Source organism: Arthrobacter sp. 05N33_2 (assembly GCF_056397425.1).
Genome location: NZ_JBFTNJ010000001.1, coordinates 312869 through 338819, shown reverse-complemented (window position 1 = coordinate 338819; position 25951 = coordinate 312869). Strand labels below are relative to the sequence as shown.

Genomic DNA, 25951 nt, shown 5'->3' with positions numbered 1-25951 from the left:
CGATCGAATCAACGGGATACCGTTAGTGGCCATCAGGACGATTCCGGCGCGTCCGGATGCCGAAGGCTCAACTGCTTGGCGTGGAAGTCGAAATGAAGCGTGGGGTAGGCGTAAACATCGTTGAGCGTCATCAGCGGCGTGAAGAAGGGGTCCCACCTGTCGGGGAACGGCATCGACCTGGCGAGGGACTGCGGGTTCTCATGTTCGAGCCGGCGGGAGAGCGCGGCGATGGTTTTATCCAGTTTCCGGCTCATCCTGCGCCTGTTGTAGACGAGGGCGGCGGCCCGGGAGCCCCAGTAGTTCACCACATCAAAAGGACCGGTGCCCGCGTTGAGGACAGCAGCGAATGCCCGGCCCGCCGGGCGGGGGAGCCGGCTGACGACGTGGACCAGCGGAAGCAAGGCGCGGACCACCATGTAGCCGAAGACCATGTGGAAGAGCAGTTCCTCGTTGGTCCAGCGGGTGCCCGTACTTTTGCGGCCGAGGTCCTTGGGCGCCGCGTCCTGCAGCAGGGCGTCGAGGTGGCGGCGGGCGCGGCTGTACCCGGCCAGGATCTCTTCCTTCGTCGGGTCCACGATGTGCACTCCGGTGTCGCGGGCCCGGTCAGTTTCCAGCCAGCTCCGCATGCAGTTTCCGGACCCGGGCCATGATGTCGTCCCGGACCAGGCGCATGCGCTCCATGCCTTCGATGCCGCGTTCGGAGGGCTCGTCCGTATCCCAGAACTCGAGCCGCTGGCCTTCGCGGGGCTCGACCTTAGCCTGGTTGCCCAAGACGATGACGACGTCGGCCGCGTCCAGGACCTCGTCGGTGACGGGCTTGGGGTATTCGCCGGTGATGCCGATGCCGAGTTCATTCAGAGACTCCACGGCCTGGGGGTTCAGCGACTGACCGGGCTTGGTCCCGGCGGAGTGCACCGTGACGCTCCCATCGGCCAGATGGTTCATCAAACCTGCGGCGAGCTGGGACTTTCCGCCGTTCTTGCTGCAAACGAACAGGACGGTGGGCGTTTTCGTGGTCTCGGTCATGCGTTTGATTCTTCCTTCTCTGAGCTGGGTTGGTGGAGCAGTGATGCGGCCGGTCGGTCTTCGCCGGAGCGTCCGTGGGACAGTCCGGTGGGGAAGCCGACGAGCACCGGCTCGGGAGCGGCGCAGCACGAGGACTCTGATGCGGTGGCGGCGGCCGCCGGAACGTCGCAGCTGGTGCCGGCGTCGGAGGAGCAGACGCCGGTTCCGGGGAGTTCGAGCTGGACGGTGTCCGCGGCCTCGCGGTCGCCGGCCAGGGCCGCGGCGACGGAGCGGACCTGTTCGTAGCCGGTGGCGAGCAGGAATGTTGGCGCACGGCCGTAGGACTTCATGCCGACGATGTAGAAGTCCTTGTCCGGGTGGGCCAGGAGCCTGGCGCCGTGCGGTGCAACAGTGCCGCAGGAGTGGAACTCCGGATCGATGAGCGGGCCGAGCTCCACGGGTGCTTCGACGGCCGGGTCGAGGTTCAGGCGGAGTTCGCGCAGGATGTCCAGGTCCGGGCGGAAGCCGGTGCAGGGGACGACGACGTCGGCCTCGAGGGTGCGTCCGTCAACGGATTCCACGGTCACGCCGGAATCCAGGGCTTTGAGGGAAGCAATGCCGAAACCGCTGTGCAGTTCGATGGTCCCGGCCTCGACGAGGCGGCGCAGGCGGGCACCGAGCTGGCCGCGGGCGGGCAGCCCGTCAGCGTCGCCGCCGCCGTAGACTTTCTCGGCGGACGCGCCGCGGACCGCCCAGAGGATCCGGGTGCCCGGTTCGTCCTTGGCCAGGTCCGCGAGGCTGATCAGGGTGTTGGCGGCGGAGTGGCCGGCGCCGACGACCAGGACACGGCGTCCGGCGAAAGCGCCACGGTCACGGCCCGTCACGTCAGGGAGCGGCGAGGAGATCCGGTCCGCGGCGGAGTCCTCGCCGATGGCGGTAAGCCCGGAGGTCCCCAGCGGGTTGCGGGTGGACCAGGTGCCCGAGGCGTCAATGACCCCGGCCACGGTGTGGTCGCGGGTTCCCCCGTCCTGGTGCTGGACGCGGACGACGAACGGTGTGATCTCGCTGTTACGGGTGTGGGTCTTGTCCATGCCTGTGCGGGTGACGGCGATGACTCTGGCGCCGGTCTGCAGCCGGGAGCTGATGGCCGGGAGCGCGGCCAGCGGGGCCAGGTACCGATCGATGAGTTCCCCGCCGTAGGGCAGCGCGGTGGGCCGGGGCGCCTCCCAGCCAGCGGCTTCGAGCAGGCGAACGGCGGCGGCATCGATGTTGAACCGCCACGGTGAGAACAGCCGGATGTGGCGCCACTGCTCGATCGCGGCGCCGGCGGAGGGGCCGGCTTCGAAGATCAGCGGTTCGAGTCCGCGTTCGATCAGGTGGGCCGCGGCGGCCAGTCCCACGGGGCCGGCGCCGATCACGGCAACGGGAAGGTTCTTCGTCAAATCCATGGGTGTCCTCTTTCATCCGTTGTGGTGTTGCGGTTGTTTTCGGTTGGCCCTGCCGGCCGGGGTTGGGCCGGCAGGCGCCGGTGTTGGGTTAGCAGCAGTCCTGATCCTCGTCGTCGCAGCATCCGTCGCTGCAGCATCCGGTGTTCATTCAGCTCACCCCCTCTCCGTCCTCTGTCAGACGTGTGGTGCTGGCCCTTACTTGGCGGCAGGGGTCAGGGACTCGATCAGGTCCTCGATGCGGGTCTTGATCTCGTCGCGGATCGGGCGTACGGCTTCCACGCCCTGGCCTGCCGGATCCTCCAGGACCCAGTCCTCGTAGCGCTTGCCGGGGAAGTAGGGGCATTCGTCGCCGCAGCCCATCGTGATCACGACGTCGGATTCCTTCACGGCCTCCGTGGTGAGGATCTTCGGGATTTCGGCGGACATGTCGATGCCGAGCTCCGCCATGGCCTCCACGGCTGCCGGGTTGACCTTGTCCGCGGGCTGGGATCCGGCGGAGCGGACCTCGATCCGGCCCTCCCCGAGGGTGGTGAGGAAGGCGGCGGCCATCTGGGAGCGGCCGGCGTTGTGGACGCAGACGAAGAGGACGGAGGGCTTCTTGGCGGTTTCTGTGCTCACGGGGTTTCTCCTGGAATCAATGAGGTGAGTGGGCGATACAGTCTGGAGTCTTGCGCCCGGTTTGAAACTCTCAACCGAACATTGATGATGATCGATATAGAGAGTATCGGGCTATAGATTGATGAATGTCAATATTTGTTTTCGGCGGATTTCTGCGACGGACCTAGGCGGCGGTTACGCGGGGTGCAAGGTCATTGATGCGGCGGGTGATGTCGTTGAACGCCATGTCGAAAGCTTCTTTGGTGCCCGGGCGCAGCGGGTCCGGCACCGACCAGTGGATTCCAGCCAATCCGGGCAGTTCCTCGTGGGCCTTGTCGCAGACGGTCACGATGAAGTCGCCCTCGTCTGCCACCTGCTCCAGCCTGCGCGGAGGAAGCTCTGGGAGGTCCAGGCCATGACGGCGGGCGACGTCGATAGCGCCTTGGGCGATGCGGTCTGCGGGATGCGTTCCCGCCGACGTCGAGGGAATTTCACTGACCTGCTGCCAGAGAGCAACGGCCAGTTGGGACCTGGCGCTGTTTCGTGTGCAGACAAACAGGACGCGGCGCGCCCCGTGTTCGGCCCCCGGCACCAGGCCCTGCAGGGCGCCGGCAGCAAGCCGGATATAGCTGCGGCGCCTGTCGGCTTCGGAGCGGTGGCGGGTTGCCAGTCCGGCATCTTCCAGCGTGCGCAAATGGTGGGACAGCAGATTCGACGGCATCCCCAGCTCCGCCTGCAGCTCCGTCGGGGAGAAGTCCCCGAGGGTCAGCAGATCAACGATGCGCAGCCGCGCAGGATCGCCGAGGGCTGCGTGCCTGGCTGCCCGCGCCCGAAAGCCCTCTGCTGCCTCAATATTCATTGGTTCAATTTTGACTGAGCTAATTCTTTCGGTCAAGCTGTTGCCATGATTTCCAACCAGCCGCCGCTGTGGCGCCGCGCCATCGCCGAACTGCTCGGTACCAGCCTGCTCGTGGCCATCGTCGTCGGCTCCGGGATCGCCGCGCAGCAGCTCTCACCCAGTGACGTTGGCCTGCAGCTGCTGCAGAACAGCACCGCCACAGTGCTGGGCCTGACGGTGCTGATCCTGGTGCTCGGGCCTGTGAGCGGCGCGCATTTCAACCCCGTGGTCTCCCTCGCCGACTGGATCCTGGGCCGCCGCGCCGGTACCGGCCTGACCCTGCCGGAGCTGGGCACCTATGTGGTTGCCCAGACCGTGGGTGCGGTCAGCGGCAGTATGGTCGCGAACGCCATGTTTGAGGTGGGCACCTCCATCTCGTCCAAGGAGCGCGCAACACCGGGGCATCTCCTGGGTGAAGTTGTCGCCACTGCGGGACTGGTCCTGCTGATCTTCGCCTTGGCTGCCACCTCCCGCGGCGTCCTTGCCGCGCCGGCGGTGGGCGCCTACATCGGAGCCGCGTACTGGTTCACGTCCTCGACCTCGTTCGCGAATCCGGCAGTGACGGTGGGCCGCATCTTCAGCGACACCTTCGCCGGCATCGCACCGGCCTCAGTTCCAGGCTACGTTCTGGCGCAGCTGATCGGCGCAGCAATAGGAATTGGCCTTCTCCTCATCCTGTTCCCGGCCGCGGCCCGCATCGCGGACGGCGTCGTCCTGGCGCACAGTGCCGAAACCGCCCGCTCCGAGCCTTGGCCGGCGGCCGAACAATGCCGCCCCCACCCAAAGCGGATCTGCGCCGGGTCGACCGACCCGAGCTCCCGCGCCCATACATTGATGATTGTCAATATCAGGGCATAATGGGTACATGAAGTTGTTGCCTGTACTCGAGCCGGCCACGGATGAATCCTGCTGCACCCCGGCAGGGCCCCCTGCCCTGGGTGCCGAGGAAGCCCAGCAGAGGGCCCTGGTTTTCAAGGCGCTGGCCGACCCGAACCGGCTCCGGCTGCTCTCCATCGTCAAGGCTGGCGAGTCAGGGGAGGCATGCGTCTGCGACCTCACCGAGCCGCTGGACCTGGGCCAGCCCACGGTCTCCCACCACCTGAAGGTCCTGGTCGAGGCCGGGCTGCTGCACCGTGAAAAGCGCGGCACGTGGGCCTACTACTCCCTGGTGCCCGGCGCGCTCGAGCAGACGGCCGGGCTCCTGGCGACGCTGTGACCGCGCAACAGTCCGCGGTGACGATCCGCTCCATGCGCGAGGACGACTGGGCGGCCGTCCGGGGAATCTACCGCGAAGGAATCGCCACCGGCCACGCCACCTTTGAGGCGGAAGTGCCGGACTGGGAACGCTTCACCAGTTCCCGGCTTCCCGCGCACCGCCTCGTCGCCGAGGCTCCCGAGGGCGGGATCCTTGGCTGGGCGGCTGTCTCCGCGGTGTCAGCGCGGCCCGTTTATGCCGGCGTGGTCGAACACTCCGTCTACGTCGCCGCGGAAGCCCGCGGCAAGGGAGTCGGGGCCGCGCTGCTTCAGGCCTTGGCCGCATCGACCGAACGATGCGGGATCTGGACGATCCAGGCCAGTGTCTTCCCCGAAAACGAAGCAAGCCTGAAGCTCCACCTCGCGAACGGATTTGCCGTCGTCGGCCGGCGGAACCGCATTGCCCGCATGAGCTACGGCCCCAGCGAAGGGCAATGGCGGGACACGGTGCTGATCGAGCGGCGCTCCCCGGTCGTCGAGGACCCCGCCCCGCCGAACCGCTGGAAGGATGCGCTTTGCTGGGCAAGCCGGCGCATGGCCAGGAGTACCGGTTCCATCAGCAGTGTCCCAAGAACCACGTGCCTCATTGCGGCCTCGGCCGAATCGGTGGGGACACTTTCGAGGTCGGCCGCGGCGATGTCCCGCATTGCCGCGGCGTAGCGGTCCAAGAGCGCAGCCGGCGCATCGAACCCGGCATCTGAGAGCCCGCGCAGGGCCTCCACCAGGGCGGCCTGCGTATCGCGGTCGCATGTCTCCGCGCCCCATCCCCAGCGGTCCAGGAGCCGCTGTGCCGAGGAAAGGTCGACGTCGTCCGGTGCGGTCCGGGTGACCGCGTGGTGCGCAATTCCGAGCAGATCGTGGCCTGACTCCGGCGGGCTCTCCAGGCCAAGCAGCACCTGGCGGGTGGCGCTGATGCTGAGCCCGGCGGTCCCAATGAGTGCCCGGATGAGCTTCAGCCGCCGAACATGCGAGTCGTCGTAGCGGGCCTGCGTCGCGGACGTCAGCACGCCCTCGTGAAGCAATTTCTCCCGAAGGTAGTACTTGATGGTGGCCACCGGAATCTCAGTAGCGGCGGCCAGCTGTGAGATGCGCAAAGATTCTCCTTGACTTGGATAGTCGCACTCGCCAATATTGGGGAGTAGTGGTATCCAGTTAGGAGAAAAGTATGGCACGCATCAATGCTGGACGTTTCACTCACCGCCATTCCGGTGATTTGGTGGTCTTCCTCATCGGCATGCGCATCAACAGTCCCTGGCGTCCGGATCTCTGGCTGCCGGTGTTCCTTGCGATGCCCCGGATGCTGACCGAACTCTTCCGGGAGCCGGGGTCCGGCCTCCTTGGTTGCCGGTTTGCCCTCGGAGCCGGCGGGCCGGTCATTGTGCAGTACTGGGACTCGGTGGACAAGCTGTATGCCTACGCAAGTGCGCCCCAATCCGAGCACAGGCCCGCGTGGGCTGCCTTCAACCGCCAGGCAAGGAAGGCCCCAAAAGCTGTCGGCATCTGGCATGAGACCTTCCAGGCAAGCAGGGCCGAGAGCATGTATGTCTCTATGCCTACCGAGGGTCTCGCGCAGGCCACAGAGCTTCTGCCCGTGGGGCCCGGAAGCCAGCAGGCGAAGGACCGGCTGTCCAACCCGGGCTGAGATGACCGGTGCCTTTCCGGATCATGGTTTGGTCGGGGAATCCGGCATCCGGCAGCGGGCCGCGAGCCCCGAGAGCAGGATGGTGATTCCCTCATCCAGTTCGGCCATCCCGTCGTAGTCGGCGAGGACCGGGGCGAGGGCGCGGAGGCGGGGGAATTCCTTCGGTGGCAGGCGGTGCAGCCCCAGCCGGAGAAGGGCCTCATTTTCCTCGGGGTCGACGACGAATTCCTGCAGTTCGTTGAGGATGTGCCCGTAGAGGTATCCGTAGTAGGCGCGGTAGACGTGCAATGCGTCAACGGGGGCGAATCCGGCGTCGATCAGCAGGGACAGGATCTGCTCCAGCGGACGCAATGTTCCCAGCGGCCGCAGGCCCAGGGGCGTTGACAGGGGGCGGGTCACGAGGAGGGGCACGACGTTGGGGTGCCGGAGCGCCAGGAGCCGCAGGTCGTGGGCAATGCGCCGGAGCTGCGACTGCCAGTCGGGATCATCGGGAATGATGGCCAGTTCGTTCAGCACGAGTTCTGAGACGCCGTCCAGCAGGGCTGCGCGGTTGGCGGCGTAGCGGTACAGGCTCATGGGATCCCGCCCGAGTTCCTGTCCGAGCCTGCGCATGGTGAGGGCGTCGAGTCCCTCGGCGTCCACCAGTGCCAGTGCCGTCGACAGGACAATCTCCCGGCTGAGGCGAGCCTTCTTGCCGGGAGCCGCAGGGGGCGCCGGGTGCTCTTCGGGCGACATGGTTTTCCGTTCGGGTCGGTACAGAGTGGTTACAGTTCCGGGATGAAAAGCCGGTTGCTTAATGTGTAGTCTACGCCTACAGTCTACATCGTAGAGAAGTTGCACTGGCTGGTTTCCGCAGGATGTGGACCGCCAGCCCAGTAGCGCTTTATTCCCGGATCTGCGGTGACGCAGCAGTGCGGGATCTTGCTTCATCGCCCCGTGCATGGCCTTGACGCTCAGCTGCTGTAGCCACACGGCGGCACACAATGCACCGCGAAGAAACGAGCCACTCATGGCAACTTCCCAATACGACCAATTCCTGCAGGAAGCCACCACCCGGGACCCTGCATCCGACCACGCACTGGGCCGGGACTGCCTCTACGGGCTCTACACCAGCTGGTGCTTCCTGAGCCAGACCGCGCCCCGCCCCGAAGATGCCTTCTGGGCGGCCATGAAAGAAAAGCAGATCCATCCCAAGCGCAACGGCCTCCGCATGAAAGGACCAGCCGCGGCGGACTACATCCTGGCCAGCTACCCGGGCCTGGTCTGACCCGGATGACAATCACGTCAAGCACGTACTTGCCCCGGGATACCCACCAGCCCCGAGGGCGGCGGCCTTGGTGTGCGACATGTGAGACCGACCGGCACCTGCTCCTGGACTCTGTCGCCACCTTGAATCCGCAGCAGGAAACCCTCGCGGCCGCCATCAGCTGCACCAACTGCGGCAGCTCGCACGTGGTAGCTACGACTGCGGCGTTTCTCGCAATCATCCCGGCGCGGAACGGGAACAGCGGCGGTGCCATGCACCGGGAGGACGCCTACCGCCACTGCCAGGAGCCGATGTCCGCAGTGGACCCCGAGCGGCGAAGTGCCCACCGGGCGGTTTCCACACACGCCGGGAGCCCGGATGTTCTGGGCGACTATCTCCGGACGCGTGTTCTCCGGTGCCGGTGCGGGTTCCAGATGGAAATACCCCGCCCGTGACAGTCAGCACCCTCCGGGGTCTGTATCCAACAAAGTATTAGGGGCACACCGTTTTCAACCACAGCACTGCCACCACCGGAGCCTCCGCGGCCCACAATCAACGACCCGCGCTGATGGACATGGATCTGTCCCCGCAGGGACTCGCGGATGCCCCGGCGAACGAAGTCGACCCGGACAGCCTCGTCTACACCGGCAACAGCTAAGGGGCTGCACCCTTGGGGCCCCTCCGGCCGTAACCCCGGGGCGGGCTCACTTCGACGCACTTTCACCGGCCGCAGCCAAAACCGCTGAGGCCCACGTAGGAGAAAACATGAAGATCCCTGACGCGCGCGGACCCATAAGCCGTGGCCTTTTCCGGCTTCTGGCCGACGGGACCGGAGATGATTCCGCAGCCCAGGGCACGCTGCGCGATCTCACCGAGCTCATCAACGGGCAGCTGGCACTCGCCGATGACATCATCGACGACGGCGATGTGCAATTGACCCTGTTCTGCCTCTACGAGCTGCACTACGGCGGCTTGGATGGGGTGGACGACCGCTGGGAATGGAACCCCGGGCTGATCGCACTCCGGCAGCTGCTGGAGGGACCGTTCGAGCTGGAGCTGCGGTCCGTGGCCCGCTCGTCCGCCGGATCAGTCCAGCCTGCTCCTGCCGCCGGCCTGGACAGCGACGCGGTGGCGGACATTCTGTTCGGGCTCGCGGGCCAGGACGGTGGACCGGGCATGTCCCGCCATGTGGCGAAGCTGGCCACCCTCGGGCAGCTCCGTGAATTCCTGGTCCACAAATCGATCTATCAGCTCAAGGAAGCCGATCCGCACACCTGGGCGATCCCGAGGCTGACCGGGCGGGCCAAGGCTGCGCTGGTGGAGATACAGGCTGACGAGTACGGCGGAGGCCGCCCGGACCGCATGCACAGCGCACTTTTCGCCCGGACCATGCGAGGGCTGGGGCTGAACGATGTCTACGGCGGCTATGTGGATGCCGTCCCGGCCATCTCTCTCGCCGCCGTCAACATGATGTCCCTTTTCGGCCTGAACCGCAGACTGCGGGGAGCCATCGCAGGGCATCTGGCGATCTATGAGATGACCTCCTCCCGGCCGAATCAGCTGTACGGCAACGGTTTCCGGCGTCTCGGATTCGGGGCCGATGTGACCGCGTACTTCGACGAGCACGTCGAAGCGGACGCCGTCCACGAACAGATCGCGGGCCGGGATCTCGCCGGAGGGCTCGTGGAGGCAGAACCGGATCTCCTTCCGGACGTCCTGTTCGGCGCGACGGCGGTGCTCGCCATCGACGCCCGACTCACCGCGCACATCATGGGGGCGTGGGAGAGCGGCACGTCGTCGCTGAAGCCGCCTGTCCCCGCCGGGGTCTGACCCGGGCACGAACCCAGTCAGGGAGCATCTATGAACCAGAACCCGCAGGAATCGTCCAACGACGCCGCCATTGTTATTTGTCCCGATGGACCGATCCTGGTCCGCGGCGAGTTTGAGATCGTCACCCCGTCCGGGGGAGCAGTGCCGCGGTCGCGCAAAACAGTCGCCCTGTGCCGCTGCGGCGCGTCCGCGATCAAACCCTACTGCGACGGCACCCACAAATTGATCGGGTTCCGAACCGAATTCCCTGCCACCCCGGGGACGAGAGAAGCGACGTGAGGCACCCCGGGAATGGTTGGGGATCTGTGGCACTTATCGCCGGATTCGTGGCCTCCGGTGACCGGAGTACGAACGCTTTGGACACCCGGCGCCTCACTCAAGGCGCCGGCGTCGTGCTCCGCAGTGTGGGCTGGGTGAAGGACGGCTGCGGGGCAACGAACAGGTAAACAGCGGGCGACTTGAAAAAGAAAGCATATTTTTTAGGAAATATTTGACTCACTCTTTGAGTCGTGGCACGCGCGCGGAGAGTTTGTGTAAGCGCTTACATCGACCGGGGTATGAGCCGTTTTGGTGTCTGAAATGTGGTTTTGAATCCTCGCCGGCACTGTCTACGGTGATGAACGTCCAGGAGGTCAGCACCCTCCCGGGCCACCGACGGGGCCCTACCGAGGTCCCGTCCCCTCGACACGATGGCGTCCTCGATGACGCCTGCGGTGTCATCGGGGCTGCCGGAGTTTCGGGGAATGAGGGCATATGCCCGTCTTCCACGAATGGTCTCAACTCCGCGAGAAGAGCAAAAATGCACGAGCACCCCAATACACACCGGAAGCTGCGGTGGCGTTCTGTCGCCGCTGCACTGGCGGCGGCCGTGGCGGCCTCCGTCTTCCTTGCCGTTCCGTCAGCCCAGGCAAACATGCCCTCGGATCCGCCGAGCGGCGGGCAGATGCCGGCTCCGACACCCGGCTTCCCCCTGCCCACGAAGCACACCCAGCAGGCGTTCGATCCAGCCGCGGCCTTCACCTCCAAATGGACGCGTGCCGATGCCAAGCAGATCATGGCCCAAAGCAGCACAAGCGTAACCCCGGGCCAGAACTCCATGAGCCCGAACGTCACCATGCCGGAAATTCCCCAGGACTTCCCGGCCATGAACGACGACGTCTGGGTTTGGGACACGTGGTCCCTGACCGACGAGAACGCAAACCAGATCAGCTACAAGGGCTGGGACGTGATCTTCTCACTCGTTGCCGACCGCCACGCCGGCTACGGCTTCGACCAGCGGCACTGGAACGCCCGGATCGGCTATTTCTTCCGCAAGACCAACGCCGATCCGGCCAAGGACAAGTGGAACTACGGCGGACACCTGTTCCTGGACAACACCTCCGTCGGCAACACCGAATGGTCCGGTTCCACCCGCCTCATGCAGGGGAACCACGTCAACGTCTTCTACACCGCAACGACGTTCTACGACGTTGCCGAGCGCAACGCCGGCGGCGGCGGAATCGCCCCGGATGCCGTGATCGCCAAGGCACTGGGCAACATCCACGCTGACAAGAACGGCGTGAGCTTCGACGGCTTCGAGCACACCAAACTCCTTGAGCCGGACGGCGTCATGTACCAGAACAAGGCCCAGAACCCAGGGTTCGCCTTCCGGGACCCCTACACGTTCGTAGACCCGGCGCACCCGGGCAAGACCTTCATGGTCTTCGAAGGCAACGCCGGCGGCCAGCGGGGCGACTACAAGTGCACGGAGCAGGACCTGGGCTACCAGCCCGGGGACCCCCGCGCCGAATCCGCGAACACCGTCAACGCCACCACCGGTGCATGGTTCCAGACGGCCAACGTGGGCCTGGCCGTGGCGGACAACAAAGACCTGACCAAATGGCACTTCCTGCCGCCGATCCTGTCCGCCAACTGCGTCAACGACCAGACCGAGCGTCCGCAGATCTTCATCCAGAGCGAGGGCGGCAAGAACAAGTACTACCTGTTCACCATCAGCCACCAGTTCACCTATGCGGATGGAATGCGGGGCCCCGACGGAGTTTACGGCTTTGTGGGCGACGGCGTCCGTTCCGACTACCAGCCCATGAACAACAGCGGCCTGACGCTGGCATCCCCCACGGACCTGAATATGCCAGCCAATGCGCCCGAAGGGCCGGATCCCCGCCAGAACGGCCGCCAGTTCCAGGCCTACTCGCACTACGTGCAGCCGGGCGGGCTGGTGCAGTCCTTTATCGACAACGTGGACGGCGTCCGCGGCGGGTCCCTCTCGCCCACCGTGAAGATCAACTTCCGCAACGGAGTTTCGGCCGTTGACCGCAGCTTCGGCCAGAACGGCCTAGGCCCGTTCGGGTACCTGCCCACGAACCTCAACGTCGGCGGTGCCGGGCTGTACAAGTAGTGCAGTAGGCAGTCATGGGACGGAAGCGCCCGGATTTCCGGGTGCTTCCGTCCCCCCGCAGGCCCTGGACCGACAGGGCCTAGACCGACGGGCCATAGATGGGCGGGATGGCTTCCACCAAGACCAGGAATGTTAAATCATGAAAAACCATTGGACGATCTGGATGGTGGCCGCCGTGGCCGCCGCCGCGGCCGTTCTGATCGCGGTGGCGCTGGTCCCTTCGCCGGGATCCAGCCCGGGTTCCCAGAGCCACGCCGGGCAGGCGCAGCCAGCTTTCGACCGGCCCGAGGGGGCATCCGAGTTCCGGCCGAGCTATCACATAACGCCCGGGAAGAACTGGATGAATGATCCGCAGCGTCCCATCCTGCTCGACGGCGTGTGGCACTACTACTACCTCTACAACGCCGGGTACCCGAAGGAGAACGGCACCGAGTGGTACCACCTGACCAGCACGGACCTTGTGCACTGGAAGGAGGAGGGAGTGGCGATCACCAAGTACAAAAACGGGCTGGGCGACATCGAAACCGGAAGCGCCGTGGTGGACCAGGACAATTCGGCCGGCTTTGGCAAGGGGGCTGTCATCGCGGTCATGACGCAGCAGGACCAGGGAATCCAGCGGCAGTCCCTGTTCTATTCCACTGACCACGGATACTCCTTCACCGCCTATGCGCAGAACCCGGTCATGGAAAACCCGGGCGAACCGGACTGGCGGGATCCCAAAATCATTCGGGATGCGGCCCACGGCCAATGGGTGATGGCCCTGGCCGAAGGTGACAAGATCGGCATGTATACGTCGTCGAACCTGTTGGACTGGAACTACGCCTCAGGCATCGAACGCAAAGGTCTGGGCGTCCTAGAGTGCCCGGACCTCTTCCAGTTGGATCTCGACGGTGATCCATCCAAACGGACCTGGGTCCTGGCCGCCAGCGCCAACGGGAGCGAAGAGGGCTTCACCACGGGCGTTGCCTACTGGACTGGCGAATGGGACGGAACCCGATTCACCCCGTCTGACGGGCCGCACCAGTGGCTCGACGCCGGCTCCGACTTCTACGCCGCCGTGACGTGGGATGATCCCAGGCTCACCGAAAGCCAGCGGATGTCCTCGCGGCACGCCATCGGGTGGATGAACAACTGGCAGTACGCCCGGCAGCTGCCCACTCAGGACTGGCACGGCGGCGCCGACTCCATAGTGAGGGACATACGGCTGCAAACAATCGCCGGAAAGCCAACGCTGGTGTCGAGCCCCACGACTGCCATGAAGTCCCTTGAAGGCCCGGCGGCAACCACCGGGGAACGTCGACTGACACCGGATGGCGCAGGACAACTGCCGGTCCCGGAAGGCGGGGCGTACCGGCTCGATGTAACTCTAGAGCGGACAGCGCAGGACGACGGTTCCGTTGCCAGGATCGAACTCGAAAGCGGCGGGGGCACGTTTGCCACCGTCGGATACGACTTCGCCACCGAGTCAGCATTCATCTCCCGGGAGTCCGATGTTGCCGCCACCGGCAAGGCAGAACTCAGCCCCGACTATCGGGCATCGCGGCGCGCAGCCAGCCCAGCGCGGAACGGGACGGTGGAGCTAACGATTTTCGTCGACTATTGCTCGGTGGAGGTTTTCATCAACGGCGGGGAAAAGACCATGACGTCACTCGTTTTCCCCGCTGCGGGGACGCCGGGGGTCAAAGCCGTCACGGCAGGGGGCACGCTGACGCTGAAGTCCTTCAGCTACCGGCGCTTAGCCTCCACCCAGTGATCAGCTGTTGCCCGCAGCGGCGGGGATCCGGACGGCCCTGCCGCTGACCACTATTCCGCCGGCAGCGGGAATGTCCACGGTGAGCAGGCCCGGACGGCCGACGTGCCGTCCCTGGTGGATGAGGACTCTCGACGGGGGATCGACCAGGCCCAGGATGCGCAGGTAGGCGCCAACGGCCGCCGCGGCCGCCCCGGTTGCGGGGTCCTCCGTGATGGCACCCACCGGGAACAGGTTCCGGGCTTCGAATTCGCCATCTGCAATCGGGTGCAGGACGGTCACCGTCGCGGCCCAGCCCTGTGCGTCCATCAGCCGGCGCACGGCCTCCGGATCGAAGGAAAAGGAGTCGAAAAGATAGCGGTCCGCGACGACCAGCACCGGATGCCAGTTCCCCGAATACGCGATCCGCGGCGGATAGGCCGGATCGAGATCGTCCAGACCGAAACCGAGCAATCCAAGAAGTTCAGCCAGGACGTCGTCGTCGAAGGCGGCCAGCTGTGGTTCAACGCCCGTGAAGGATGCCGTGATCTCGGCACCATCTCCCGCCGTTTCTATGCGGACGGGGCCGACGGGGGTCTCGAAGGTGAAGGCGCCCGCCCCGTCGCGTGCGCTCAGCGCAACGGCCAGCGCAATCGTCGCATGCCCGCAGAATGGCACCTCGGCGATCGGCGAGAAGTACCGAACCCGGCTCCGGCGCGGGTCGCCGTCGATGCCCGGCTCCGTCACGAAAGCCGTCTCTGCGTACCCGACGGCGGCCGCCACCGCCAGCATCCCGGCATCATCCAGATCACGGGCATCCAGCACCAGGCCTGCAGGATTTCCGCCGTTGGGCGTCGTGGAAAAGGCCGCATAGCGCAGGACCTCCGGGGTGGTTTCCATACACCGATCCTCCCATGCCGGGCCACCGCGTCTGTGGGAGCCGCCGGCGGACCGGCCCATGAACTCACTACCGAAAGCCTTGACCGGGCAAACCTGCGGCGGCCATGCTGTGCTAACTGCTCAGCAGCATCGACGGGAAGGCCCACCATGTCCCTTGCACCCTTTTCCTCGCGTTGCCGGGTGATCCTTGCGGCCGCCGCAAGCTTCGCGCTGATGCTGGCCGGAACGCCGGCCCACGCAGCCGGGGCTGCGGGCCCGGGCAACGATGTGTCGTGGCCCCAATGCGGCAAAACGCTGCCCCGGGGCCAGACGTTCGCCGTCGTCGGCGTGAACAATGGGCTGGCCAACACCACCAACCCGTGTCTGGCGACGCAGCTGTCCTGGGCCGGGACGTCCACCGGCGGGACTGGCCAGCCCCTGGTCGCGCTCTACGTGAACACCGCCAACCCCGGTACTTCAGGATCCTGGTGGCCTACCAGCAACAACTACGGAGGAACCACCGTCGCCAACCCCTACGGACAGTGCACCGAGGGTTCAGTCGAGGAAGCCTGCTCCTACATGTACGGCTATGCCAAGGCCTACGACGATGCCAACATCCGGGGGATAAGCAACGCGGCGGCCTACACGTGGTGGCTCGATGTCGAGACCGGCAACAGCTGGTCAACCCGCCCGGCGGCGAACCGTGCCGATCTGGAGGGGATGGCGGCCTACTTCGCGAGTGTCGGAGCCCGAACGGGCCTTTACTCCGCCAAGACGCAGTGGACCCAAATTGTGGGAACGGTGCCGTCCTCGAGCAACCTTTACACGCTGCCCAGCTGGCTGGCCGGGGCGAAGTCACTCGCCGTGGCAAAACGCAAATGCTCCGAGGCGCCACTGACGGCCGGCGGGAAAGTCACCATTGCCCAGTACGTGTCGGGAGGATTCGACTACGACCATTCCTGTATCTGAGGGCCCAACGGGCACCGATTGGGACAAGACATGTCAGACCGCTAACACTTGACCTCAGTCCGGAGGTCGCGGATCGCGGCCTCGACGTTGGAGGCTTCGTCCCGGAGGGAATCAGCTGCTTGAGTTAACGTGGCATTGTCAGGCACCGCGGCGACTGCGGCATTGAACTTGGCTTCGGCGGCCATAACCGCCTCCGCCCGTTGCTGGGCGAGGTTCTCGCTTGCCTTGGCCAGCTCTTCATAGGTCTTGGAGACTTGGTCTTGGGCCGCGCGCACCTGCTCGATGGTGGCGTCCGGCTTGAGCGTGGCCTTGAAATTCGCCAGGGCCGCGGCATGGGCATCGGCAGCAGCGCAGATTTCCGACACGCTCGCGGGCGGGCTCGAGATGGCCGCGGTGGGGCTTGGGGTGGCAGCCGGCGGACTCGTGGGGCTGCATCCGGTGACCAGTACGACGGCGGTCGCAAGCGCGATGGATCCCACGGTGATTGCGTGCGGTCTTGACATTTGGAGGCTCCTCTCCCAGCTGGGATCGCCCCCGAGCAGTGGGGCATCGAAGGGCATATCCATCGTCTGCCCGGACGCGCGTGCGGACCTCATCCGCCGGGGGTGAAATGGGCGGTAGTGCGCTGCCGGCCGGCACGGGCCCAAAGGCCCTTTTGGGACCTGCGGAACGCGGGTATTAATGGTTGTGCCACGGCGGGACGGGTCCTCCGCGACTGGTGTTGAAGCCGGGGCGGGCGGTCCAGGGCGGATGTTAAAAGCCTCCCTGGGCCGCCGCGGCGCTGAAGCAGATTTCCCGCTGTCTCGGGAACAGCTCAGCGGAACAGCTGAGGAACAGTTCATCGAAACAGGTCGCCGGGACAGCCCGGAACCATACCAAAACGACAGAGGCCCTGGCTCTGACAAATGGGAGGCGCGGCGGTGTCCGCCCGGACGTATGCTGTTTTCATCGGTTCAGCAGTGAGCTGCGTGCTTTGATCTCGAGCGTGGAACATGACCCAAGGAATTGCAGGAGACGGCCGGCAGGATCGTTATGCCTCCTTCTGGGAGCTGCACTTCAACGACCCGGATGTCGGTGCCTTCCTCAGCGAAGCCGTGAGCGAGTTTGTCGACGACATCGGTGGTCCCGGCCGTGGGATCAGCTGGGCAGTGACACTGGTCGGGTCCGCGGAGGCCCTCACGCTGACTGCGGGCAGCGCACCGGCGCGGGCCGCCGACGAGGCGCAGCGTTCCTTCGATGACGGGCCCGCCCGCACGGCGGTCCGAACCGGCGAATATGTGTTCGTGGGCGACACTTCCCTGGAGCGGCGCTGGCCCGGGTACGCCAGCGCTGCCGCAGCCTTCGGGGTCCGGTCCCTCGTATCCGTTCCACTGGCACCACAAGCGGTCTTCCATGCCGCCGTGAACCTGTACGCCGCGTGGCCGCACGTCTTCACCAGCGCAGACATCATCGCAGCGGCTCGGCTGGCCCGCTACATCTCCCGTGCACTGCGTTTGGTCCAGGAGTTGGCGCTGAGGTCCGGGGGCGGCGCAGATCTCTCTTCGGCGCAGCTCTCCCGGGCACTGGCAGGGCTGGCGCTGCGGACGCTGGTGCGGGAGTACGGGTTCAGTGAAGAAGGGGCGCTTGACTACCTGCGCAGCGTCGCGGGCGGAGCCGCGCGGGAATCATCCGGCGCCACGGTCCACGTCCTGGTGCCCGATTCCGTTCCGGGCCAGAACGTGCCCCTGCCCAGTCCCTATGCCGCGGCGCCACATGGCGGAGACACGCCCCCCGTCCGGCGGCGGCGGCGCAGGACGGGGACTCCGGCGTAGGCGGACACCGGCGCGCGCCCCGCGGGACGGCAATCCGGGCTAAGCCAGGGCAGCGGTCAGGCCGCGCTGGCGTCTTCTGTTCCGTGGGCATGACCTGGCCGGAGGACCTTCAGCGCGCCGGACCACGCGATCACCTGGTCAAACAGGATCTGCAGGCTCTTTTCCGCGGCCGCCGTCGGGATGAAAGTGCGGTAATTCGCGAACTCCGTGGCCAGGGGCAGCGCCACCTGGGCCCGGACGTCGGCCATCTGCAGCTCCGCGGACACTCCGCGGAAGTGTTCGACGGCGCGGATGCCGCCGCTGCTTCCGTAGCTGACAAACCCGGCCGCCTTGTTGTTCCACTCCTTGTAGAGGTAGTCCACAGCGTTTTTCAGTGCGCCGGGAATCGAGTGGTTGTACTCGCCCGTGACGAAGATGTAGCCGTCGAATCCGTCGACAGCTTCGGACCAGGCCTTGGTGTAGGGCTGGCTGTAGCGGCCGAAGGAGGGTGGCAGCGGCTCGTCCAGCAGCGGAAGATCAAAATCGGCGACGTCGAGGACGTCAAAGGTGGCATCGCCGCGTTCTGATGCCCGGGCACTTACCCAGTCGGCGACGGCCTTTCCGAGGCGACCGGGCCGGGTGCTCCCGAGCACGATAGCGATGCGGATCATGGCGGGCTCCTTTCCGGAAGTAATGTTTGCCCACACTCAGAACAACAAAACGAAGGGCTCGAAACTTCCGCAACCGCCGTAGGCCCCGCGGGTTCAGGGGCTAACGCGCGGCACGTGATGGTCCGGCAGAATCCGTCCGCCGCGCAGCACGGCCACGATGTCGAAGCCCGGGTCAACGGCGATGATATCGGCGCGCATTCCAGCCCGGAGGGCGCCGATCTCCGTCTCCAGGCCCAGGACCCGGGCCGGGACCAGGGTGGCCGCCGCGACAGCGTCGGCCGGACTCACCCCCGCCGCGATGGCCATGCGGACAACCTCCAACAGGGTCGCCGTGCCCCCGGCAAGGGCGCCGTTGCTCCGCAGGGTGGCCACGCCGTCGTGCACCACCACTTCCGCGGGGCCGAGTTCGTAGTCGCCGTCGGGCAGACCGGTTGCCGCCATGGAGTCCGTCACCAGCGCGATGCCCCCGGCTCCGACCAGGTCAAAGACCATCCGGACCGTCTCCGGGTCGAGGTGGACGCCGTCGCCGACGAGCTCGACCACGACCGTGCCGGTGGCCGCCAGCCGCAGGCACGCGGCCGCCGGTCCGGGACTCCGGTGATGCAGGGGAGGCATGCCGTTGAACAGATGGGTCACCGTGGGCCGGGCCCGCGGCCCGAAGACCCCGGAAGCCGCGCCCCCGCGGATGAGGTCCGCGGCTTCCGCCAGTGCGGCCGCGGCCACGGGGGCAGCGGCATCGGTATGGCCCAGTGAGGGGATCACCCCGTGGTCCGTGAGGATCCGTAGGAGCTCACTCGCGCCGGGCAGTTCGGGGGCGTACGTCATGGTCCGCAGGGCTCCGCCGGCCGCCGCCACCAGCCGCCGGAGCAGCGCAGGGTCGGGGGCGCGGAGCCAGCGCGGGTCCTGCGCGCCGCACCGGGCGGCGGAGAGGAAGGGCCCCTCGGAGTGCACGCCGGCGATCAGTCCCTCGGCCGCCAGGACGTTGAGTACGCCGAGCGACCCCACCAGCTCATCTTCCGGGGCGGTGACGAGGCTCGCCAGGAGGGTGGTGGTCCCGTTGCGGTGCAGGAAGTCCACGGCCGCCCGGCAGCCCCGGTCATTGCCGGCCGGGAATCCGCCGCCCGCGGCGCCGTGGCAATGGAGGTCGACAAGCCCGGGAAGCAGGGAGCTGCCGGGCGGCAGCGGGAGCTCCTCCGCATCCGGGAAATGTGCGGCGTCAAAGCCATCGCCGGGTCCCGCGTAGGCGATCCGGCCGCCTTTCACCGCCACCACGCAGCCCGGTGTGCAGGCGCCGTCCGTGATGAGGGCACCCCGCAGGATGTAGGCAGGGGCGGCGGCTTCGCGGTCCTCGAGGGGCAGGATCATGGTGCCAAACCTAGCGCAGCACGACCGTCCTGTTGCCCTGGAGGATGACGCGTCCCTCGCAGTGCCAGCGGACGGCGTTGGAGAGCGCCTTACACTCGGTGTCGCGTCCGGCGGCCACGAGGTCCTCGGGCCCGAAGGTGTGGTCTACTTCCACTACCTGCTGGGCGATGATCGGCCCCTCGTCCAGTTCGGCGTTGACATAGTGGGCTGTGGCGCCGACCGTCTTCACGCCCCGGGCGTGCGCCTGGTGGTAGGGCTTCGCGCCCTTGAAGCTGGGCAGGAAAGAGTGGTGGATGTTGATGGCGCGGCCATCCAGCTGGCGGGTGAGGTTGTCGCTGAGGACCTGCATGTAACGGGCCAGGACCACCAGTTCAACGTCCATCCGGTCGATCAGTTCCAGGAGCCGCTGCTCGGCCGCGGGCTTGGTGTCCGGGGTGATGGGCACATGGAAGAACGGGATTCCGTGCCATTCGACGGTCCGCCGGTGATCGGGATGGTTCGAGACGACGCCGACGATCTCGATGGGCAGTTCACCGGTGCGGGCCCGGTACAGCAGATCGTTGAGGCAGTGCTCGAACTTCGAGACCATGATCAGGACCCGCCGTTTGCTGCCGTGCCGCCGCAGGTCCCAGCGCATGCCGAATTTGTCGGCGACCGGAACGAAGGCTTCCCGAAGCGTGTCCAGGGTTGTTTGGTCCCCGGCCGAGGCGAAGTGGAGCCGCATGAAGAAATGGCCGTCCAGCTGTGAGTCGAACTGTTTGCTTTCCAGGATGTCGCAGCCCTGGTCCAGCAGGAAACCGGACACGGCGTGGACTATCCCGCGCGTTTCCGGGCAGTCCAGGGTCAGGACGTGCTCAACGGTGTCGGGTGTCTGGTCCGCGGCCATGGTCAGCACTCCACGACGTTCACGGCGAGGCCCCCGCGGGAGGTTTCCTTGTACTTGGTTTTCATGTCTGCTCCTGTTTCGCGCATGGTCTTGATTGCTTTGTCCAGCGAGACTTTGTGGCTGCCGTCGCCGTGGAGGCACAGGCGGGCGGCGTTGATGGCTTTGACGCTGGCGATCGCGTTGCGTTCGATGCAGGGGATCTGCACGAGCCCGCCGACGGGGTCACAGGTCAGCCCGAGGTTGTGCTCGATCCCGACTTCGGCGGCGTTTTCCACCTGCTCCGGGGTCCCGCCCAGCACTTCGCAGAGTCCCGCCGCCGCCATGGAGCAGGCGGATCCGACTTCGCCCTGGCAGCCGACCTCTGCGCCGGAGATGGAAGCGTTGATCTTGAACAGGATCCCGACGGCGGCCGCCGCCAGCAGGAAGCGGATGACGCCTTCGTCGTTGGCGCCGGGGACGAACTTGACGTAATAGTGCAGCACGGCCGGCACAATGCCGGCGGCACCGTTGGTGGGCGCGGTGACGATCCGGCCCCCCGCGGCGTTTTCCTCGTTGACGGCCAGCGCGAAGAGGTTCACCCATTCCATGGCGAGCAGCGGGTCGGCCGGGACCTGGACCGGCGATGGGTTCCGGGCGTCCGCCTCGGCGCTGACGGCGGATGCTGCCAGCGTCCGAAACAACGACGGGGCGCGCCGTTTGACGTTCAACCCGCCGGGCAGGATGCCCTCGGCAGCGCAGCCGTTGTCCACGCACTGGCGCATGACCGCCCACAGGGCCAAGAGCTTCTCCCGGAGGTCGGCTTCGGTGCGCCAGACGAGTTCGTTGGCCAGCATCACGTCGGAGACGGACATATTCTCTCGGTGGCATATTTCAAGGAGTTCGTCAGCTGTTGTGAACGGGTAGGGCAGCACCGTGTCGTCGGCCACCACGTGGTCGGCGCCTTGTGCATTGCCATCGACGACGAAGCCGCCCCCAACCGAATAGAAGCTCCGTTCGCTGAGGACGTCGCCGGCGTGGTCGAGGGCCCGGAAGGTCATGCCGTTCGGATGGGCGGGCAGCGACTTGCGGCGGTGCAGGACCACGTCCTCATCCCAGTTGAAATCCACCCGGTGATGGCCGGCGAGCTGCAGCTCCGCATCCAGCGCAGCGGCAGCCACCTGGTCATCGGCAGTGCCCGTGTCCACTGTCTCGGGGTCCTGGCCCTGGAGGCCCAGGACGACGGCCTTGTCCGAACCGTGGCCCCGGCCGGTAGCGCCGAGGGAACCGAACAGCTCGGCCTGCACCCTCGCCGTGGAACTCAGCTGCCCGTCGCTCTTGAGCCCGTCTGCGAACCGCTTGGCCGCCCGCATCGGGCCGACCGTGTGGGAGGAGGACGGCCCGATGCCAACAGAAAACAGGTCGAGGACGCTGAGCGCCATCAGGGGACCTCGGTGGAGGCATATTCGCGCATGGCGTCGAGGAGCCAGCGGCCGAGGAACTCCGCGAAGGATGCCCGCGGGAAGATCCAGTAGGTCTCGTCCCCGGTCTTCCACAGAACGACGGGGATGCCGCCGATTTCCGTGGACAGGGCCGTTCCGGGCTGGAAGACGCGGGGGTGCAGGTCCAGGGCGCAGCCCTTCTCCAGCACGGCACTGGCCCGGGGTCCGGAGAGCTCGAGCGTGGTGCGGTTGGCGGACAGATCCACCACCTGGCCCTGGCCGTCGCCCAGTGCTGCGATGAGCGCCCGGGGGAGCTCACCGCCCAGGCTTTCGTGGGATTCGGCGGGGGCCACGAGCAGGAATTCTGCCGGGCCCAGCCACAGCACTGCGGTGTTGCCGCTGCCGCGGACTTCCCCGGAAGCGGAGGGCAGGCCACCCGTGAGGGCGCCCAGCCGCTGCCCTGCGTCGCCGGCAGGATCGACCCGGAGCCCTGCCATGGTCAGAAACGGCACCTCGCGCAGCTCCACGGTGCCCGCAACGGATCCCGCTTCAAAAGCCGTTCTCAGGAGTGATGCCGGACTCTTCCTGAGGGTCTGGATCTTCTTGGAATTTTCGAGTGCTGCGGTGTCAGCCATCTTTGCGGGCCCCTTCAGAGTCAAATAGTACGGTTTCTGCGACGATTACGTCCACGAGTTGGTCGCCGGCGGCGGCCACCAGGGTCTCGCCAATGCGGTTGCGGCCGTTCTTGATCAGGGCCAGGGCAAACGACCTGCCCAGCGCCGCACTGTGGTAGCTCGAGGTCACGAATCCCTGCATGGGCACGGGGCCGTAGGCGGGGTTGACGGTGATGCCCTGTTCCACCAGTTGGGTGCCTTCGGGGAGCCGGATGGTGCCGTCCACGGGGAGGACGCTGACCAGGTGTTTCCGGTCGGTGCGGCCGGCGTCCTTGCGGGTGTAGGAGCGTTTGCCGATGAAGTCCTTGACCTTGGACACGACCCATTCCATGCCGGCATCCTGCGGCGTCACGGTCCCGTCAGTGTCCTGGCCGACGATCGGATACCCCTTCTCCGCACGCAGCACGTGCATGGTCTCGGTACCGTACGGGGTGATGTTGAACTCCGCGCCGGCCGCCGCCACGGCTTCCCAGGTGCTCAGCCCGTACCAGGACGGGATGTTGATTTCGTAGGCCAGTTCGCCGGAGAACGAGATCCGGCAGACCCGGGCCTGGACACCGGATGCCAGGGTGGTTTCCTTGAACGTCATGAACGGGAAGGCCTCGGCGTCCAGGCCGCCGTCGGCTGCCAGTTCCGGAGCCACTTTGGCGAGAACGGCGCGGGATTTCGGACCGACGACGGCGATGGTGGACCACTGCTCCGTGACGGAGGTGCAGTGCACATCCAGTTCCGGCCATTCGGTCTGCAGCCATTCCTCCAGCCAGTCCAGCACCTTGGCCGCGCCGCCGGTGGTGGTGGTCATGAAGAACCGGTCCTCGTCCAGGCGCAGGGTGACGCCGTCGTCGAAGATCATTCCGTCCGGGGTGCACATGACGCCGTAGCGGGCCGAACCCGGAGCGAGTTTCTTGAACGCGTTGGTGTAGATGCGGTTCAGGAACTCGCCGGCGTCCTTGCCGCGGATCTCGATCTTGCCCAGGGTGGTGGCGTCCATGAAGCCCACGGATTCCCGGACGGCGGCGCATTCACGGAGCACCGCAGTGTCCATGTCCTCGCCGTCCTGCGGGTAGTACCAGGGGCGCTTCCACTGGCCGACGTCTTCGAAGAGGGCTCCCTGGACGACATGCCAGGGGTGAATGGAAGTGAGGCGTGCGGGGTCGAAGAGTTCGCCGCGCTGGCGTCCGGCCAGGGCGGCAAACGCCACGGGCGTGAAGGGTGCGCGGTAGGTGGTGGTGCCAATGTCGCCGATCCCGCGGGACGCTTCGCCGGCTGTCCGGAGCGCGGCGGCGATGACGCCGATCGCATTCACCCCGGAGGTCTTGCCCTGGTCGTTGGCGGTGCTGATCGAGGTGTAGCGCTTGATGTGCTCCACGGACCGCATGCCGGCACCGGTGGAGCGGAGGACATCGGCCACGGACTGGTCGCGCTGGAAATCCACGAAGTGGTGGTGCCAGTCATCCGGGCCGCCGTCCTGCCCGGGTACCAGCCAGAGCTGGCGGGTGGGGGCGGCGGCGCGCGGCGGCGTCGGCGCAGACGGTTCAGCATCGGACTCAAAGCCCGCGGCGATGACCGCCGCGGCCCCGGCGGAGATGCCTTCGGCCACGCAGTCGTCGAGGTCGAAGCTGCCGCGTCCGGAGCCGGCCACCTGCTGGTTGGGGACCACGCTGTTGGGGACGAAGGCGGCGAGGTCTTCGTCCCAGCGGAGCCTGCCCTGGCGCTGGGAGTGCAGGTGCACCACCGGTGACCAGCCGCCGGAGACGGCCAGCAGGTCGCAGGCGAGGTGTTCGATGCCCGAGGTGAGTTCGCCGGCGTCGTTGATGCTCCGGACGGTGACGCCGAGGAGCCGACCGTCGCCGGTCACAGCGGCGGTGGTGTTGGCGACGGCGCTGCCGATCAGCACCCGCGTTCCCGCGGCCGCAGCTACCGCGGCGGTTTCGCTCAGCTGTGGGCGGGCGTCCACGACGGCCTCGACCTTGATGCCGGCGGCGCGGAGGTCGGCGGCCAGGGCGTAGGCGCTGTCGTTGGTGGTGCTGATGACCACCCGGGAACCGGCGGCGACGGCGTATCGGTTGAGGTAGCTGCGCACCGCGGAGGCCAGCATGATGCCGGGGCGGTCGTTGTTTTCGAAAACGAGCGGGCGTTCGTGGGCGCCCGGGGCCAGGATGACCTGGGCGGCGCGGATGTGCCAGATCCGCTGGCGGGACACGCCGGGCGCGGCCGGGGTGAGGAGGTGGTCCGTCCGGTTCTGGGCCGCGATGATGTAGTTGGAGTCGTAGGAGCCGAAGGCCGTGGTGCGGTTCAGTACCGTGCACTCGGCCGCGGAGATCAGTTCGGCTTCAACATTGGCCACCCATTCCAGGGCGGGCTGCCCTTCGATGCTCTCGACGAGGGCCGGATCCGTGGAGCCGGACAACAGCGAGCCGCCCAGTTCGGGCTGGTCGTCGATAAGGATGACCCGGGCGCCGGAGCGGACGGCCTCGCGGGCCGCGGCCAGGCCTGCCGGGCCGCCACCGACCACCAGGACGTCGGTGTGGACATACTTCTTGTCGTATTCGGCGTGGTCCTCGGCCGGGTCCAGCTTGCCCAGTCCGCTGAGCAGTTCAGTGCTGAGGCCGTCCACGAGGGACACCGTGGTGGCCGGGAGCATGGATTCGGCCACGTGGCCCGGGAACCGGGCCGCGACCTTGACCAGGGCGTTGGATTCCTCGACGCCGGCGGACATGATGCCGCGGGGCCGGCCCTCATATAGGGAGTCACCCGCGCGGAGCCGGCCGTTGGCCAGCAGGGCGGAGGCGAGGGTGTCGCCGGGGTGGCCAGTGTACTCACGGCCGTCCAGGGTGAAGCGCCACGTGACGCTGCGGTCGATGCGTCCGCCGGTGCTAAGACGCGCGGGCTGCGGCTGAGCGGTCATTTGACTGCTCCTTCCGGGGAGACGGGGCTGGTGACGGTGGGGACTGTGGGGCCCGTGGCTGCGTTTTCCTTGTCAGGGCGCGGCTGGCCCATCGGATATACGGCCTGGATGTCGTAGGTGACGGTGTCGCGGAGCATGTTGAACCATTGCCGGCAGCCGGTGCTGTGCAGCCAGCGTTCGGCGAAGGCGCCCTTGGTGTTGTCGCGGTAGAACAGGTATTCGGCCCATTCGCGGTCCGTGAGCTCTGCCGGGTTTTCGGGGTAGGCCACGTGGGCCTGTCCGCCGTAGTGGAATTCGGTCTCGTCGCGGGGACCGCAGTTGGGGCAGGGAATCAGGAGCATGTC

Annotated in this window: 26 protein-coding genes and 1 pseudogene; 11 read left to right on the top strand and 16 right to left on the bottom strand. The window is 66.6% G+C overall.

All coding sequences use genetic code 11. From position 1 onward, the window contains the following. Positions 1-32: 32 nt before the first annotated feature. From AC1DHX_RS01560 to AC1DHX_RS01540, 5 genes are all read right to left on the bottom strand, one after another. Positions 33-575 carry a DinB family protein gene (locus tag AC1DHX_RS01560; RefSeq protein WP_476856228.1) on the bottom strand — a complete coding sequence of 181 codons (543 nt, stop codon included), beginning with the start codon at positions 573-575 and terminating at the stop codon, positions 33-35. A 28-nt stretch (positions 576-603) separates the two neighbouring features. Beyond that, positions 604-1026: an arsenate-mycothiol transferase ArsC gene (locus AC1DHX_RS01555; RefSeq protein ID WP_476856052.1), complete on the bottom strand. Its 423-nt coding sequence runs from the start codon at positions 1024-1026 to the stop codon at positions 604-606. Continuing rightward, on the bottom strand, positions 1023-2453 hold the full coding sequence (locus AC1DHX_RS01550) for an FAD-dependent oxidoreductase (RefSeq protein WP_476859574.1): 1431 nt from the start codon (positions 2451-2453) through the stop codon (positions 1023-1025). The genes AC1DHX_RS01555 and AC1DHX_RS01550 overlap by 4 nt, the downstream gene beginning before the upstream one ends. Positions 2454-2648: 195 nt before the next feature. Next, complete coding sequence (locus tag AC1DHX_RS01545; RefSeq protein WP_476849994.1) at positions 2649-3071, bottom strand: arsenate reductase ArsC; 423 nt, start codon at positions 3069-3071, stop codon at positions 2649-2651. Between the two features lie 163 nt (positions 3072-3234). After that, positions 3235-3909, bottom strand: coding sequence for an arsenate reductase/protein-tyrosine-phosphatase family protein (locus AC1DHX_RS01540; RefSeq protein ID WP_476856054.1), 675 nt, complete (start codon positions 3907-3909; stop codon positions 3235-3237). A 45-nt stretch (positions 3910-3954) separates the two neighbouring features. Between AC1DHX_RS01540 and AC1DHX_RS01535 the strand changes: the two genes are divergently transcribed. From AC1DHX_RS01535 to AC1DHX_RS01525, 3 genes and pseudogenes are all read left to right on the top strand, one after another. Continuing rightward, positions 3955-4806 carry an aquaporin gene (locus AC1DHX_RS01535; protein ID WP_476859573.1) on the top strand — a complete coding sequence of 284 codons (852 nt, stop codon included), beginning with the start codon at positions 3955-3957 and terminating at the stop codon, positions 4804-4806. A gap of 7 nt (positions 4807-4813) precedes the next feature. Continuing rightward, positions 4814-5164, top strand: coding sequence for an ArsR/SmtB family transcription factor (locus tag AC1DHX_RS01530; RefSeq protein ID WP_459383543.1), 351 nt, complete (start codon positions 4814-4816; stop codon positions 5162-5164). A gap of 32 nt (positions 5165-5196) precedes the next feature. After that, positions 5197-5679 (top strand): annotated as a pseudogene (locus AC1DHX_RS01525) (N-acetyltransferase family protein); the annotation flags it as partial. Here AC1DHX_RS01525 and AC1DHX_RS01520 read toward each other — a convergent pair. Next, positions 5616-6296, bottom strand: coding sequence for a MerR family transcriptional regulator (locus AC1DHX_RS01520; RefSeq protein ID WP_476859572.1), 681 nt, complete (start codon positions 6294-6296; stop codon positions 5616-5618). The pseudogene AC1DHX_RS01525 and the gene AC1DHX_RS01520 overlap by 64 nt on opposite strands. A gap of 71 nt (positions 6297-6367) precedes the next feature. On the opposite strand from AC1DHX_RS01520, the gene AC1DHX_RS01515 reads away from it, so the two are divergent. After that, positions 6368-6844 carry a DUF4188 domain-containing protein gene (locus tag AC1DHX_RS01515; RefSeq protein ID WP_476859571.1) on the top strand — a complete coding sequence of 159 codons (477 nt, stop codon included), beginning with the start codon at positions 6368-6370 and terminating at the stop codon, positions 6842-6844. Between the two features lie 21 nt (positions 6845-6865). Here AC1DHX_RS01515 and AC1DHX_RS01510 read toward each other — a convergent pair whose 3' ends face one another. Beyond that, positions 6866-7579, bottom strand: coding sequence for a TetR/AcrR family transcriptional regulator C-terminal domain-containing protein (locus AC1DHX_RS01510; protein ID WP_476849988.1), 714 nt, complete (start codon positions 7577-7579; stop codon positions 6866-6868). A gap of 274 nt (positions 7580-7853) precedes the next feature. Between AC1DHX_RS01510 and AC1DHX_RS01505 the strand changes: the two genes are divergently transcribed. From AC1DHX_RS01505 to AC1DHX_RS01485, 5 genes are all read left to right on the top strand, one after another. After that, the gene (locus tag AC1DHX_RS01505; protein WP_230010808.1) at positions 7854-8111 is read left to right on the top strand and encodes a hypothetical protein; all 258 of its coding nucleotides are present in this window, start codon (positions 7854-7856) and stop codon (positions 8109-8111) included. Positions 8112-8855: 744 nt separating this feature from the next. After that, positions 8856-9920 (top strand): iron-containing redox enzyme family protein, encoded by a 1065-nt coding sequence (locus tag AC1DHX_RS01500; protein WP_476859570.1) that lies wholly within the window; start codon positions 8856-8858, stop codon positions 9918-9920. Positions 9921-9950: 30 nt separating this feature from the next. Continuing rightward, the gene (locus AC1DHX_RS01495; RefSeq protein WP_476849986.1) at positions 9951-10199 is read left to right on the top strand and encodes a CDGSH iron-sulfur domain-containing protein; all 249 of its coding nucleotides are present in this window, start codon (positions 9951-9953) and stop codon (positions 10197-10199) included. A gap of 520 nt (positions 10200-10719) precedes the next feature. Continuing rightward, on the top strand, positions 10720-12318 hold the full coding sequence (locus tag AC1DHX_RS01490) for a glycoside hydrolase family 68 protein (RefSeq protein ID WP_476859569.1): 1599 nt from the start codon (positions 10720-10722) through the stop codon (positions 12316-12318). Between the two features lie 139 nt (positions 12319-12457). Beyond that, positions 12458-14071 carry a glycoside hydrolase family 32 protein gene (locus AC1DHX_RS01485; RefSeq protein ID WP_476859568.1) on the top strand — a complete coding sequence of 538 codons (1614 nt, stop codon included), beginning with the start codon at positions 12458-12460 and terminating at the stop codon, positions 14069-14071. On the opposite strand, the gene AC1DHX_RS01480 is transcribed toward AC1DHX_RS01485, so the two are convergent. Then, positions 14072-14947, bottom strand: coding sequence for a PhzF family phenazine biosynthesis protein (locus AC1DHX_RS01480; protein ID WP_223914778.1), 876 nt, complete (start codon positions 14945-14947; stop codon positions 14072-14074). It abuts the gene before it with no gap. A 147-nt stretch (positions 14948-15094) separates the two neighbouring features. Between AC1DHX_RS01480 and AC1DHX_RS01475 the strand changes: the two genes are divergently transcribed. Continuing rightward, positions 15095-15895 carry a glycoside hydrolase family 25 domain-containing protein gene (locus AC1DHX_RS01475; protein ID WP_476856060.1) on the top strand — a complete coding sequence of 267 codons (801 nt, stop codon included), beginning with the start codon at positions 15095-15097 and terminating at the stop codon, positions 15893-15895. A gap of 41 nt (positions 15896-15936) precedes the next feature. On the opposite strand, the gene AC1DHX_RS01470 is transcribed toward AC1DHX_RS01475, so the two are convergent. Further along, positions 15937-16398: a hypothetical protein gene (locus AC1DHX_RS01470; protein ID WP_476859567.1), complete on the bottom strand. Its 462-nt coding sequence runs from the start codon at positions 16396-16398 to the stop codon at positions 15937-15939. A 489-nt stretch (positions 16399-16887) separates the two neighbouring features. Here AC1DHX_RS01470 and AC1DHX_RS01465 point away from each other — a divergent pair, with 489 nt between their 5' ends. Continuing rightward, a complete protein-coding gene (locus AC1DHX_RS01465; protein ID WP_476859566.1) occupies positions 16888-17706 on the top strand; it encodes a GAF domain-containing protein in 819 nt (272 codons plus the stop codon). Positions 17707-17762: 56 nt separating this feature from the next. On the opposite strand, the gene AC1DHX_RS01460 is transcribed toward AC1DHX_RS01465, so the two are convergent. The 7 genes from AC1DHX_RS01460 to AC1DHX_RS01430 form a co-directional block, all read right to left on the bottom strand. Continuing rightward, entirely contained in the window at positions 17763-18356 is a 594-nt protein-coding gene (locus tag AC1DHX_RS01460; RefSeq protein ID WP_476859565.1) for an NADPH-dependent FMN reductase, read from the bottom strand. Positions 18357-18449: 93 nt separating this feature from the next. Further along, positions 18450-19721: an N-acetylglucosamine-6-phosphate deacetylase gene (locus AC1DHX_RS01455; RefSeq protein WP_476859564.1), complete on the bottom strand. Its 1272-nt coding sequence runs from the start codon at positions 19719-19721 to the stop codon at positions 18450-18452. A 10-nt stretch (positions 19722-19731) separates the two neighbouring features. Next, positions 19732-20607 carry a formyltetrahydrofolate deformylase gene (gene purU / locus AC1DHX_RS01450; protein WP_476859586.1) on the bottom strand — a complete coding sequence of 292 codons (876 nt, stop codon included), beginning with the start codon at positions 20605-20607 and terminating at the stop codon, positions 19732-19734. A 2-nt stretch (positions 20608-20609) separates the two neighbouring features. Next, positions 20610-22025 (bottom strand): L-serine ammonia-lyase, encoded by a 1416-nt coding sequence (locus AC1DHX_RS01445; protein WP_476859563.1) that lies wholly within the window; start codon positions 22023-22025, stop codon positions 20610-20612. Further along, positions 22025-22660: a sarcosine oxidase subunit gamma gene (locus tag AC1DHX_RS01440; RefSeq protein WP_476859562.1), complete on the bottom strand. Its 636-nt coding sequence runs from the start codon at positions 22658-22660 to the stop codon at positions 22025-22027. The genes AC1DHX_RS01445 and AC1DHX_RS01440 overlap by 1 nt, the downstream gene beginning before the upstream one ends. Further along, positions 22653-25607, bottom strand: coding sequence for a 2Fe-2S iron-sulfur cluster-binding protein (locus tag AC1DHX_RS01435; protein ID WP_476859561.1), 2955 nt, complete (start codon positions 25605-25607; stop codon positions 22653-22655). The genes AC1DHX_RS01440 and AC1DHX_RS01435 overlap by 8 nt, the downstream gene beginning before the upstream one ends. Continuing rightward, positions 25604-25948, bottom strand: coding sequence for a sarcosine oxidase subunit delta (locus tag AC1DHX_RS01430; protein ID WP_476859560.1), 345 nt, complete (start codon positions 25946-25948; stop codon positions 25604-25606). The genes AC1DHX_RS01435 and AC1DHX_RS01430 overlap by 4 nt, the downstream gene beginning before the upstream one ends. Positions 25949-25951 lie beyond the last annotated feature (3 nt).